The organism is Qingrenia yutianensis, from assembly GCF_014385105.1.
Lineage (GTDB): Bacteria > Bacillota > Clostridia > UMGS1810 > UMGS1810 > Qingrenia > Qingrenia yutianensis.
The window spans coordinates 23,823-36,875 of the sequence record NZ_JACRTE010000016.1 but is presented as its reverse complement, the minus strand read 5'-3'; the positions used below and the strand labels follow the sequence as shown (position 1 = coordinate 36,875).

Below are 13,053 nucleotides of genomic sequence, written 5' to 3'. Positions count from 1 at the left end.
TTTTCTGTTATTGTTTGAGAAATATTTCGATAACCTGTTGTTTGAATGATTTGGTTGTTGCAAGGGGTCTTGGGGTGGAACCCCAAGCCGTTTAGGGGTGCGGGGGAATCGGAACCCCCGCGCTTTTGCGGCACTTTTACTCTAAAAGTGCCCCTGCGGAGCAAATCAGTAAAATATCATATTTTATGTTTTTGATATAGAACAAAAATTTAAAATTTCAGCAAAAAAGACACGGCAATAGCCGTGCCTTTCTCTCCTCACCTTACAGTCCCAGCGACTTAAGATAATCAATACTAATCTTTGCGTCCTCCATAGATGACGCATTGGGGTGGCCGTCCTGCTCGACGATAAGATACTCAATTCCGAACTCTCTCGCCGCGTCAATAATCTTGGGCATATCCTGAATACCGTGTCCGACGGGACGGAATTCAAAGCCGTTATCCTCTCTTGACGCTTTTTCGCCCTCTTTTCCGCTGTTGTCGATAAGCGCGTAAACGGGTCCGCCGCCGAGGTTTTTGCAAACAAAATCTTTAAGATGCAGAATGTTAACCTTGCCTGCATATTTTTTCATAACCTCTGTCGGCTCGTAGCCTGCGTAATGCACCCAGCAAACGTCTATCTCGGGTTTAATCACGTCTGTGCCGAGGGTTTCAAAAATCTTGTCGTGAATGGTTTCGCCGTCGATTTTATCAAACTCAAAATCGTGATTGTGGTAATAAAGGTCGATACCGCCTTTTTTCAAAATCTCGCTCGATTTTTTGAATTTTTCCATTGTGCCGTCAAAATCTTCAACGTAATTTTCCTTGCCGTACCACGGAATTGCGCAGTATTTAACGCCGAGAGTGTTAAGATATTTAACCGTATCTTCGGGGCTTAACGGCTCGTCGTCCTTAATGCCGACCGTCTGGTGCGATGACACCGCCTCAAGGCCGTATTTATCGAGCATTGCCTTAACTTCCTCTGCGCTTTTGCCGAAAAATCCCGCAAATTCAACGCAGTCGTAGCCCATTTCTTTAACCTTTTTAAGGCACGCGTCCATATCTTTTTCCATTTCGTCGCGGATTGTGTAAAGCTGTAATCCAAGTTTAAATTTACTCATTATATATCACCTCAAAATTTATATTTCGGGAATTTCAATTTCAATTTCCTTGCCGAGTTTGCTCGATTTTGCTATGCCGTCGATAATAGCCTGGTTAATGATAATCTGGCTTGTGGGAACGGGCGCTTTTCCGCCTGTTTTAACGGCGTCGAGGAACGAACGGATTTTTTTGTAGAAGTTGCCCTCGCTCTTGTCGGGGATAATCGGGATTTCGATTTCAACACCCTCGCCGGCAACATTTTTGTAAATTTTCATCGGACCGCCGACAGAACCGTTCCAGCACTCGGTTGACGGAATACGCAAAGAGCCTTTTTTACCCATAATAATGGTATCGCCCGGTGTGTCAAGGTGCATTGCCCATGCAATTCTGAAGTCGAGAATTATACCGCCCTCAAGTCTGATAAATCCTGCGCCGAAGTCGTCAACGCCGAAAAGCGAAGCATATTCGGGGTGTGTTTCGTAATAATTCGGGTCTGTGCCGAAGAAATTCGAGGTGTAGCCCGTAACGGTGAGCGGTTTCGGATAGCCGATTGCGTTAAGCACCATATCGAGCGAATAACAGCCGATGTCGCCGAGAGCGCCGAGACCTGCGGTTTTGTCCTCAATAAACGTTGTGCCGAACGGTGTCGGGATACCTTTTCTGCGTCCGCCGCCCGTCTGTATGTAGTAGATTTCGCCGAGCTCGCCCGACTCAACAATCTTTTTAATCATCTGCATATTGGGGTCAAATCTCGGCTGGAAACCGATTGAAAGAACTTTTCCGCTCTTTTTCTCCGCTTTGCAGATTTCCACAGCCTCTTCAAGCGTTACGCACATAGGCTTTTCCAAAATAACGTTAACGCCGTGCTCAAGCGCGTAAATTGCGCACTCCGCGTGGGTTCTGTTGTAGGTGCATACGCTTACCGCGTCAAGCTCCTCATTATCGATAAGCTCTTTGTGGTTGTGGTAACAATGAACGTTTTCCACGCCGTTGTCTTTGAAAAATTTCTCCGCTTTGCCGTCAATGAGGTCAGCACCGCCGACAATTTCAACGTCGGGCATTTTTTTGAACTGCTGAATGTGCGCCTCCGCAATCCAGCCTGTGCCGATAATGCCAACTTTGAGTTTTTTAGATGTGTCAATATTGCTTTCTTCCTGGTTTTCCTTGAACATATTGAGAATGTCCTTATCTGCCATTGATTCCAGCTCCTTTTTAAAAATCGAGGCGCAAAAAACGCCTGTCTTTGCTATATTTTTCTTGCATATGATTATTTTTTATGTTACAATGATTATAACAATAATGAGGAGTATTTTATACAGAAATGTTGACTTGTTATTGAACAATATTGACTTTTTGTGGTTTGGTGATTTTTATGATAAACAATGAAACTGTTAATTCAAATATACCGAACACCCCGGTTCATATCAGCGGCGGAGGATGTCCGGCCAAAAAAGGCGAGATATTCTCGCGCCCCCACATTCACGGCGAAATTGAGCTTTTATACATTGCCGACGGCGTTTTGCGGGCGCGCAACGAAGAAATAAGCGTCACCGCCGAGAAAGGCGAAATAATTTTCATCAACAGCCGTGTTGTGCACGAAACGTTTTCCGGCAAGGACGGCACCTATTATTCGCTTATTCAGTTTGACATTTCGGAGATGCCTCAAAATCATCTTAAAAACACGGGAAAATATCTGCGCCGTTTTTTGAGCGCCGGAGAATGCTCTATGTACGTTTTTAAAAACGGCGACCCGAAAACCGACGAAATAAGAGGTTATATTAACGAAATTATACGGGAAAGCACCGAGAAAAAGCGCGCGTACGAAATGTATATCAGCGCCGACATTTTTAAAATTTCCGCGCTTTTGAGCAGATATAAAATCATTCTCGACGAAAATGTTTATTTTGACAGCGACACAATCGAGCGCGTTCTGCCCGTTCTTAACTATATCGACACGCACTACCGCGAAGAGATTTCGCTGGACGATTTGAGCAAAACGGTGAATTTGAACCGATATTATTTCTGCCGTCTTTTTAAAAAGGCAACAAATTCGACGTTTACGGAATATTTAAACTTTGTGCGCGTGTGCAAGGCGGAAAAACGGCTTATTTCGGGCGCGGGGAATATTTCGGAGATTTCTATGGACGTCGGTTTTTCGTCCGTTTCGTATTTTAACAGAATTTTTAAAAAGTATAAAGGCTGTACCCCGTCGGCGTATAAAAAGGTAAAATACGCTGTGCAGTAGAGTGAGTGAACGGATTTAAAAAAGCACATCAAATGATGTGCTTTCAAACTGTCGAAAACGGTACGTTTTTGTACCGTTTTATTTTTATAAAATTTTTTTAATTATAAGAACTGTCTTTTTTCGCGGTGTCGAGGTCGAGTTTACCGAGGTATTCTTCAACCGAAAGACCTACGAAATTACAGAAATCAACCATTTCCGCAACGGTGTTAACGTTAACGTCTATGCCGTTTTTCATTCTGTCGGCATAAGCGAGAATTTCTTTTTCGCCGTGCGTATAAATTTTTTCCGCGCCGTCCGCTTTGGGAGCGTTGCGAAGTTCTTCGAGGAACGTTGAAAGATGTTCTTTAATCGCGTTTGCGTCGCCGAAAATTGCAGGGTCAATCGCCGCGAAACCGTGGCAGGTACCGCCTTTTCCGCCGATATGCGTATGATTTGACGTTATGCCCATTGACAAAATCGAGCTGAAAATTTCGCAAAGCATACCGTAGCCGTAGCCTTTGTGGCTTCCCGTCTGCTCTTTTTCACCGCCGAGAGGCATAATTCCGCCGCCGTTTTTGGCAACGATATTTTTAAGCACGTCCGCCGCGTCCGTTGAACCGTGGCCGTTTTTGTCGAGCGCCCAGCCCTCGGGGAGCGCCTTGCCGTTTTTGTTGTAAACTTCGAGTTTTCCGCGCGTAACAACCGTTGTGGACGCGTCAAAGAAGAACGGATACGGCTCTGCCGGCATACTCATTGCGATAGGATTGCTTCCGAGCATTGCCATACGGCAGAATGTGGGAACCATTATCGCCTCGGAGTTTGTAACCGCAAAACCGATAAGTCCTGCATCGCAAGCCATTTTTGCATAATATCCGGCAATACCGAAATGGTTTGAATTTCTTACGTTAACAATGCCGATACCGCTTGTTTTTGCTTTTTCAATCGCCTTTTTCATAGCGAAAATACTGTTGAGCTGACCCATACCGTCGTGACCCTCGATAACCGCCGAAACGGGGGTTTCAAACACGATTTCTGGCTTTGCGTCAACCTTGATTAAGCCTTTTTCTATGCCCTTGTGGTATCTTACCAATCTCTGCATACCGTGCGACTCAATTCCGTAAAGGTCGGAAAGAAGCAGAACGTCGGTGATTTCTTCGCTTTCAAGCTTTGAAAATCCAAGCTTTGCAAACGACGCCTCGCAGAATTTTTTGAGTGTTTCATAACTGAAATTTATTGTTTTTGCCACTTTTGTTTACCTTCTTTCTGTGCTGATACTGCATTTTATTCATTATATTGTTTATTTTATCACAATGTTTTTGTTTAGTCTACATATTTTTTTAAAATTTTTGAAATTTTTTTCATTTTGTTTATTTTCAACAAACATTACACCGCCGATTTATGAAAAATATTTTTATTCAAGCTCGTCCAGCCACAATTTTGCCGCCGCGTCGCTCGGCATACGCCAGTCACCGCGCGGAGAAAGGCTTACCGAACCGATTTTTGGGCCGTCGGGCAGACACGAACGCTTGAACTGCTGTGCAAAAAAGCGTCGGTAGAACGTTTTGAGCCAATGAACAAGAATTTCGTCGTCATACGAAAACGCATATTTTGCAAGGCGCAAAACTTTTTTGGGCGGAAACGCAAAACGCACCGCATAATAAAGGTAAAAATCGTGCAGTTCGTACGGGCCGACAAGCTCTTCGGTTTTCTGCGCGATTTCGCCCTCTTTCGGAGGCAAAAGCTCGGGACTTACGGGAGTTGCCAGAATATCGTCCAGAATTTCGCCGATATTTTCGCCGTCAAACAGCTTTTTTGCGTGGCGCACAAGGTAGCGCACCAGCGTTTTGGGCACGCCTGCGTTCACGCCGTACATCGACATATGGTCGCCGTTGTAGGTCGCCCAGCCGAGCGCAAGTTCGGACAAATCGCCCGTTCCCACAACCAGCGCGCCGGTTTTGTTTGCGTAGTCCATAAGCACCTGCTCGCGTTCGCGCGCCTGCGAATTTTCATACACAACGTCAAAATTGTTCGGGTCGTGACCAATATCCTCAAAATGCTGATTTACCGCCTTTTTTATATCCACAGTTTTAAACGTCACGCCCATTGCCGTGCACAGTTTTTCCGCATTCGACTTCGTTCGGCTCGTCGTGCCGAAACACGGCATTGAAATTGCGGTAATTTCGGTTCTGCTCCTTTTTAAAATATCGAACGCGCGCACCGCGACAAGCAGTGCAAGAGTGGAGTCCAGACCGCCCGAAATGCCGATTACAACGCCTTTTGCGTGAGTGTGGACAATTCGTTTTTTAAGTCCCATTGCCTGCATTGTGAGAATGAGCGAACATCTTTCGTCGATTTTCAGCGCGTCGGCGGGAACGAACGGAGTCTGCGGAATTTCGCGCGTTAATTCGACGTCTTTTTTGTGCATATCAAACGAAATCGTTTTGTAATCGGGCGAAACTTCGGTTTGATACGAGCCGATTTTACGTCTTTCGCCGTCTATGCGGTCAACGTCGATTTCGGTTTTGACAACGCCGTTTTCAAAAAGCGTGTTTTCCTTTAAAACAACGCCGTTTTCCGCGATTATGTGATGTGCGCCGAACACCGTGTCGGTGGTGGACTCGCCGTCGCCTGCCGAGCAGTAAACGTATCCGCACACAAGGCGTGCCGACTGACCCGAAACAAGCGACCTTCTGTATTCGCACTTGCCGATTACCTCGTTGCTTGCCGACAGGTTGACGATTATATTCGCACCGTTTTTCGCGTGGTTTACCGACGGAGGCGCGGCAACCCACAAATCCTCGCAGATTTCAGCCGCAAAGGTGAAATTTTTCATATCCGCGCACGCAAAAATGAGGTTTGTGCCGAACGGAATTTCCTTGTCAAAAAGCGTTAATGTGCTGTTATTTTTCGGTGCGGGGCAAAAATGCCGTTTTTCGTAAAATTCGTTATAATTCGGTATGTTCGCCTTTGGCACGACACCCAAAATTTCGCCCTTATAAAGCACCGCCGCGCAGTTGTAAAGCCGTGAATTTTTGCTTATCGGAAGTCCGGCAACCGCGATAATATCGGCGCTTTTTGTGTTTTCGCAAATGTTTTTAAGCGCTTCTTCCGCGCCGTTTAAAAGTTCGGACTGCAAAAACAAATCCGAACAGGTGTAGCCCGTTATGCAAAGCTCGGGCAAAACAAGCAGCTGAACGCCGTTTTTTGCCTCGTTTTTTATTATTTCCGTGATTTTTTCTGCGTTTGTCACACAGTCCGCAACCGTCACGTCAAACGACGCCGCCGCGGTTTTGATAAATCCGTCCTTCATAATTTTGTCCTCCGAAAATTTTCCTATTTTAAATTATATATTTGCTTTTTTAAAAAGTCAAGACAATATATGATATTATTCTCTTTTTCGGGTTAAAAATTTTGTTGATTTTGACAAAAATATGTGGTAAAATTATGTATTGACATAAAAATTTTTTAAAGCGAGGTAAAAACTATGAAAATGTCGGCGTCCGAGGCGGTTTTAAACGTGATTGCGGAGAGCGGAACAGATGTTGTTTTCGGCTATCCGGGAAGTGCGGTTGCGCCCGTTTACGACGCCCTTTTTTCATTTGACAAAATAAAGCACGTTCTCACCCGAACCGAGCAGAGCGCGGCGCACGCGGCGTCGGGATACGCGAAAGAAAGCGGAAAAACGGGTGTGTGCATTGCAACGTCCGGTCCGGGCGCGACAAACCTTATAACCGGCATTGCAACGGCGATGAGCGACTCTGTGCCTATGGTTGCGATAACCGGTCAGGTCGATTCGTCGCTTCTCGGAAGCGACGCGTTTCAGGAGGCGGACATCACCGGCGCGGTCAATCCGTTCTGCAAGCATAATTACCTTATAAAGTCGGCGGACGAAATTGTAAAAACCCTGCGCGAGGCGTTTTTTATCGCGTCGACGGGCAGACCCGGTCCTGTTTTGGTGGATATTCCCGTCAATTTTTTATGCGAAGAAGCGGAATTTACAAAATACAAAAAGCCGTCAATCGAGAGCTACAAGCCCAACTACAAGGGCAACACGCTCCAGATAAAGCGCGCGGCGGAGTGTCTGAAAAAGGCGAAACGTCCGCTTTTATACATCGGCGGAGGGTGCTGTTCCGACTCGGCGAGCGCGGAGATAAACAAGTTTATAAAAAGCACAAAAATCCCCGTTGTATCAACGCTCAAGGCGGTTGGGGTCGTTCGTCACGACACGGGCGCACTCAACCTCGGAATGATTGGCACGCACGGCAGAAAATGCGCGAATTTTGCGCTTTCCGCGTGCGACACGCTTTTTATCGCCGGCGCGAGAATAGGCGACCGCTCGGTGGGACGCGTTAAAAATCTTAACGAAGAAGATATAACCGTTATTCACGTTGACATAGACCCTGCGGAGATAGGAAAAAATCTTCACGCGGACATTCCCGTTGTGGGCGATATTACAAACGTTATGTCGGCGGTTAACGACAAAAACATCACCCTTTCGCCCGAAAAAGACTGGCTTTTGCGCCTTGAGGACGAAGCGGAAAGAGAAAAGTTAAATCACGCGAAAAGCTTTTCGCACAAGAAAAATTTCGTCTGCCCCGAATACGCGGTGAGCGTTTTGAACTCCGTTACCGGCGGCAGCTGCATTGTTTCGACCGAGGTGGGACAAAATCAGATTTGGACGGCAAGAAATATCAAAATAAACACGCCGAGGGATTTTATCACGTCGGGCGGACTGGGAACAATGGGTTTCGGCTTGCCGGCGGCAATCGGCGCGTCGTTTGCAAAAAGCGGAAAGACGGTTTTTGCACTGGAGGGCGACGGCAGTTTGATGATGTCGGCCGCCGAGCTTGCGACAATCGCGGAATACGATTTGAATATCAAAATTATTTTGTTCAACAACAACGCGCTCGGAATGATAAGGGAGTATCAGAAGAACAATTTTAACGCGCGCTACAGCGAGGTTTTCCCGAAAAATCCCGATTTTATCACGCTTGCGAAAGCGTTCGGCATTGACGGCGAGCGCGTGAGTGAAAACGACGGCGTGAAAGACGCGTTTGAGCGCGCAATGAAGCACAACGGCGCGTATTTTGTGGAGTTGTGCGTGGATAAGGACGAGGATTCGGTTTTGTAAGGTTCGCCTTACAATCCCGATTTTAGATTTTAAATTATCTTATCATATCAAAAACAGGTTATTGTTATTTTTTCTTTTGCTCCGCTTTTCTCCGCTTTTAGCGTAAAAGCGGTGGGAAAAGCGTGGGGGTTTCGATTCCCCCACACCCCTAAACGACAAGGGCTCTGCCCTTGACCCGTTCTGTAAACGTTAATTTTTCGGCGGACGGTTTGTTTTCGGTTTTTGTTTAAAAATTATTTTCGATAATCTGTTGTTTGGATGATTTGATTGTCGTAAGGGGTCTTGGGGTGGAACCCCAAGCCGTTTAGGGGTGCGGGGGAATCGGAACCCCCGCGCTTTTGCGGCACTTTTACTCTAAAAGTGCCCCTGCGGAGCAAATCAGTAATATAACATATTTTATGTTTTTGATATAGAACAAAAATTTTAAAATCCTAAACGGAGTGTGATAAAAAATGCAGCAGCACATACTATCTGTTCTGGTATCGAACAAGGCAGGCGTACTCACAAAGGTGACGGCGCTGTTTTCACGGCGCGGATTTAACATCGACTCGCTCGCGGTGGGAACAACCGAAAACAAGGACATTTCGCGCATAACAATCATTGCGAACGGCGACGACTACACGCTTGAACAGCTTATAAAACAGCTCAACAAGCTGATTGACGTTATAAAGGTAAAAAACCTTACGTCAACCGAAACGGTATGCCGTGAACTCGCGCTCATTAAAATAAGCGGTATTGGCAGTGACGAGCGCAAGGAAATTTTGCAGTTTTCCGAAATTTACCGCAGTAAAATCGTAGACGTTGCCCCCGACACGGTGACGGTGGAAATCACGGGAACGACCGACAAAATCGCGTCGTTTCTGGCTTTGGTGGAAAAAATGGGCAAAATCGAAATGGTGCGCACGGGTACAATTTCAATCGAGCGCGGCCGCAAAACTATAGAGGTATGATTTATGAAATTTGACATTTTAACGCTTTTCCCCGAGATGTTCACAAACATTTTAAACGAAAGCATTATCGGGCGCGCGGTGAAAAACAAAATTGTGGAGTTTTCCTTTACAAATATCCGTGATTTTTCGGGCAACAAGCACAACCGCGTGGACGACTATCCCTACGGGGGCGGTCAGGGTATGGTTATGATGCCCCAGTGCATTTACGGCGCGTACAATTCGGTTGCCGAAAAATACGAAAACAAGCCTCACACCGTTTATCTCTCGCCCAAAGGCGCGGTTTTCACGCAGGACAAGGCAAAAGAGCTTGCGAAAAAAAAGAATATTGTGCTTTTATGCGGTCACTATGAAGGCGTCGACCAGCGCATTATCGACGAAATTGTGGACGAGGAAATTTCAATCGGCGACTATGTGTTAACCGGCGGAGAAATTCCCGCGATGGTGGTTATAGACGCGGTGTGCCGTATGCTTGACGGTGTACTTTCCTGCGAGGAGTCGTTCTCGGACGAGTCGCATTACAGCGGACTTTTGGAGTATCCGCAATACACGCGCCCTCCCGAATTTCTGGGTAAAAAAGTGCCCGAAATTCTGATTTCGGGCGACCACAAAAAAATTGAAAAATGGCGGTTTGAAAAGTCGCTTGAAGAAACAAAGCTGCGCCGTCCCGATATGTATGAAAAATTTATTGAAAAAATGTCTTGACATTTTTGTAAAAATGTATTACAATATGGTGTAAAGTTTTTTGCTTTACACCTATTTTTGCTTTGTCAGGATTGATTTTTTTGAAAAATTTGAATTTCGGATACCTTCTTGATTTTTACGGAAAGGTTCTCCCCGACCGCACCGCACAGATGCTTGATTTATATTATAACGAGGATTTGTCGCTTGCGGAAATAGCCGATAATTTCGGCATCACGCGCCAGGGTGTGCGCGACGCGATAAAACGCGGTGAGGACGAGCTTACAAAGCTTGAAGAAAATTTGAAACTCACCGAAAAAATCGAAAGGCTAAATTTTGAAACAGAAAAACTTAAAAAAATCGCACAGGACAAAAATTATACCGATATTTTGGAAATTTCAAATAGATTGTCAGAAATTCTGTACCTCTGAAAGGGGTGGTATGCTTGGCATTTGAAAGCTTGGCGGACAGACTCGGTTCTGTTTTTAAAAAGCTTCGCGGAAAAGGAAAAATCTCCGAAGCCGACTTAAAAGAAGCTATGAAAGAGGTTAAACGCGCGCTCCTTGAGGCGGACGTTAACTTTAAAGTTGTTAAAGATTTCATAAACGGCGTATCAGAAAAGGCGCTCGGACAAAACGTTCTCGAAAGCCTCACGCCGGGACAGCAGGTTATAAAAATTGTAAACGACGAGCTTTGCGCTCTTATGGGAAAAGAAACCGCGAAACTTGATTTTTCGCGCAAAATCACCGTTATTATGATGGTGGGCTTGCAGGGCGCAGGAAAAACCACGTCCAGCGCGAAAATCGGCGGATTTTTGAAAAAACAGGGCAAGCGCCCCATTCTCGTTGCGGCAGACGTTTACCGTCCGGCGGCGAAAAAACAGCTTAAAGTTGTGGGCGAACAGCTTGGTGTTCCCGTTTTTTCCATTGACGAAAGCACCGATGCGGTGTTTATCGCGAAAAAGGCGCTGGAGCACGCGTCGCAAAATGCAAATGACGTTGTTATTATAGATACGGCAGGCAGACTCCATATTGACGAAGAGCTTATGGAGGAGCTTAAAAACATCAAATCCGCGGTTGAGCCGTCCGAAATTCTTCTCACGGTTGACGCTATGACAGGTCAGGACGCGGTAAACGTTGCGCAAAGCTTTAATAAGCAGCTTGACATTACGGGCGTTGTTCTCACAAAGCTTGACGGTGACACAAGAGGCGGTGCGGCGCTTTCGGTAAAAGCCGTTACAGGAAAGCCGATAAAATTTGCCGGTATGGGCGAAAAGCTTACCGATTTGGAGCCTTTCCATCCCGACCGTATGGCATCACGAATTTTGGGTATGGGCGACGTTTTGACGCTTATCGACAAGGCACAGCAGGCATTTGACGAAAGACAGGCGGCGGAACTCGAAAAGAAAATACGCGAGCAGTCGTTCGACCTTAACGATTATCTAAATCAGCTCGGTCAGATAAAGAAAATGGGTTCAATGCAGGACATTCTCTCAATGATGCCCGGCGTCAATTCAAAAGCGCTTTCTTCCGCGCAGATTGACGAGAAAAAAATGGGACATATTGAGGCGATAATTCAGGCTATGACGCCGGCAGAGCGTCAGAAACCCGAAATCATAAATTCGAGCCGAAAGCAGAGAATTGCAAACGGCAGCGGTACAACGGTTCAGGAGGTTAATCTCCTTTTGAAACAGTTTGTGCAGATGCAAAAACTTATGAAACAATTTAGCAATCCGAAAAAGCTGAAACGCGGTTTCGGCGGATTAGGGCCTATGTTTAGGTAAATTGCGTTAAATATAAATTGTTAAAAATTTTTACGGAGGTGAAATTTAAAATGGCAGTTAAAATTCGTTTGAGAAGAATGGGCGCAAAGAAAGCTCCTTTCTACCGTGTTGTTGTTGCTGATTCGAGATATCCCAGAAACGGCAGATTTATCGAGGAAATCGGCACATACGATCCCAACACAGACCCCGGCACAATTAAAATTGACGGTGAGAAAGCCGCAAAATGGATTGGCAACGGTGCTCAACCCACAGACACAGTTAAAAGCTTGCTCAAAAAAAGCGGTATCATTAAATAATTTTGTGTCAAAATTGAGCAAATAAGTGATTTTTGCCGTAGTTTTTACGGCGGAATGGAGTTCACTATGGAAGAATTACTCGCATTTCTTGCAAAATCTCTCGTTGACCACCCCGAAGATGTTTCGGTTACAAAGGTTGACGGCGAAAACAGCGTTGTTTACGAACTTCGCGTAAACGACGACGATATGGGCAAGGTTATCGGCAAACAGGGCAGAATTGCCAAGTCGATAAGAACAATTATCAAAGCGGCGTCAAGCAAAGAGGACAAACGCGTTATTGTTGATATTGTTCAATAGTATTATTCTTAAAAAAGGAGAAAATGCGCCGTGGAACAGCTTTATCTTGAAATAGGAAAAATTGTGAATACAAGAGGTCTTAAAGGCGAGGTCAAGGTTGTTCCGTGGGCGGATTATCCCGAAATTTTTGAGGAAATAAATTTCGTTTACGGCAAGGACGAAAAAAGATACCTTATAGAAAACGTTAAATATCAAAAGGACAACGTTATTTTAAAGCTTGAGGGCGTTGACACAATAGAGTGCGCCGAAAAGCTTAAAAACAGCGTTTTGTACGTCAGGAAGGACACTATGCCCTCTCTTGGCAGCGGCACGTTTTTTGTTGCCGACCTTATAGGTCTTGACGTTTTCGACGAAAACGAGGCATTTTTGGGCAAAATAGCCGACGTTATAACCGCCGGCGGTGCAGATGTGTATATCATCAAAGCCGAGGGTAAAAAAGACCTTCTTTTGCCTGCGCTCAAAAGCGTTGTAAACGAAATCGACCTTGACGGAAAAAAAGTCAGGGTGACCGTCCCCGAGGGACTTATGTAGAAAATTGTCTGCTTTGGCAGACTTTTTTTGTATACTTTTTCTGTTTTACACGCGAAAATTTGGGTATATAATATTTGATATGCG

Annotated in this window: 13 protein-coding genes; 9 read left to right on the top strand and 4 right to left on the bottom strand. The window is 45.5% G+C overall.

Going from position 1 to position 13,053, the window contains the following annotated elements; genetic code table 11:
- Window positions 1-262: 262 nt before the first annotated feature.
- Both H8706_RS10035 and H8706_RS10030 read right to left on the bottom strand, forming a co-directional pair.
- Window positions 263-1,099 carry a sugar phosphate isomerase/epimerase family protein gene (locus H8706_RS10035; RefSeq protein ID WP_262432510.1) on the bottom strand — a complete coding sequence of 279 codons (837 nt, stop codon included), beginning with the start codon at window positions 1,097-1,099 and terminating at the stop codon, window positions 263-265.
- Window positions 1,100-1,117: 18 nt separating this feature from the next.
- Window positions 1,118-2,275, bottom strand: coding sequence for a Gfo/Idh/MocA family protein (locus H8706_RS10030; protein WP_262432509.1), 1,158 nt, complete (start codon window positions 2,273-2,275; stop codon window positions 1,118-1,120).
- A 176-nt stretch (window positions 2,276-2,451) separates the two neighbouring features.
- Between H8706_RS10030 and H8706_RS10025 the strand changes: the two genes are divergently transcribed.
- Window positions 2,452-3,324, top strand: a complete 873-nt coding sequence (locus H8706_RS10025) for an AraC family transcriptional regulator (RefSeq protein ID WP_262432508.1) — start codon at window positions 2,452-2,454, stop codon at window positions 3,322-3,324.
- Window positions 3,325-3,421: 97 nt separating this feature from the next.
- On the opposite strand, the gene H8706_RS10020 is transcribed toward H8706_RS10025, so the two are convergent.
- Both H8706_RS10020 and H8706_RS10015 read right to left on the bottom strand, forming a co-directional pair.
- The gene (locus H8706_RS10020) at window positions 3,422-4,549 is read right to left on the bottom strand and encodes an Ldh family oxidoreductase (protein WP_262432507.1); all 1,128 of its coding nucleotides are present in this window, start codon (window positions 4,547-4,549) and stop codon (window positions 3,422-3,424) included.
- A 165-nt stretch (window positions 4,550-4,714) separates the two neighbouring features.
- Window positions 4,715-6,613 carry an NAD(+) synthase gene (locus H8706_RS10015; RefSeq protein WP_262432506.1) on the bottom strand — a complete coding sequence of 633 codons (1,899 nt, stop codon included), beginning with the start codon at window positions 6,611-6,613 and terminating at the stop codon, window positions 4,715-4,717.
- Window positions 6,614-6,787: 174 nt separating this feature from the next.
- Between H8706_RS10015 and ilvB the strand changes: the two genes are divergently transcribed.
- From ilvB to rimM, 8 genes are all read left to right on the top strand, one after another.
- Window positions 6,788-8,434, top strand: a complete 1,647-nt coding sequence (gene ilvB, locus H8706_RS10010; protein WP_262432505.1) for a biosynthetic-type acetolactate synthase large subunit — start codon at window positions 6,788-6,790, stop codon at window positions 8,432-8,434.
- Between the two features lie 452 nt (window positions 8,435-8,886).
- Window positions 8,887-9,384: an acetolactate synthase small subunit gene (gene ilvN / locus H8706_RS10005; protein WP_178347469.1), complete on the top strand. Its 498-nt coding sequence runs from the start codon at window positions 8,887-8,889 to the stop codon at window positions 9,382-9,384.
- A 3-nt stretch (window positions 9,385-9,387) separates the two neighbouring features.
- A complete protein-coding gene (trmD, locus tag H8706_RS10000) occupies window positions 9,388-10,086 on the top strand; it encodes a tRNA (guanosine(37)-N1)-methyltransferase TrmD (protein ID WP_178347470.1) in 699 nt (232 codons plus the stop codon).
- Between the two features lie 80 nt (window positions 10,087-10,166).
- Window positions 10,167-10,493 (top strand): sigma factor-like helix-turn-helix DNA-binding protein, encoded by a 327-nt coding sequence (locus tag H8706_RS09995; RefSeq protein ID WP_262432504.1) that lies wholly within the window; start codon window positions 10,167-10,169, stop codon window positions 10,491-10,493.
- Between the two features lie 14 nt (window positions 10,494-10,507).
- Window positions 10,508-11,845 carry a signal recognition particle protein gene (gene ffh, locus H8706_RS09990; protein ID WP_262432503.1) on the top strand — a complete coding sequence of 446 codons (1,338 nt, stop codon included), beginning with the start codon at window positions 10,508-10,510 and terminating at the stop codon, window positions 11,843-11,845.
- Window positions 11,846-11,895: 50 nt separating this feature from the next.
- Entirely contained in the window at window positions 11,896-12,141 is a 246-nt protein-coding gene (gene rpsP, locus H8706_RS09985; RefSeq protein ID WP_178347472.1) for a 30S ribosomal protein S16, read from the top strand.
- 66 nt (window positions 12,142-12,207) lie between these two features.
- Complete coding sequence (locus H8706_RS09980) at window positions 12,208-12,438, top strand: KH domain-containing protein (RefSeq protein ID WP_178347473.1); 231 nt, start codon at window positions 12,208-12,210, stop codon at window positions 12,436-12,438.
- 30 nt (window positions 12,439-12,468) lie between these two features.
- Window positions 12,469-12,969, top strand: a complete 501-nt coding sequence (gene rimM, locus H8706_RS09975) for a ribosome maturation factor RimM (protein WP_262432502.1) — start codon at window positions 12,469-12,471, stop codon at window positions 12,967-12,969.
- The last annotated feature ends 84 nt before the right edge of the window (window positions 12,970-13,053 follow it).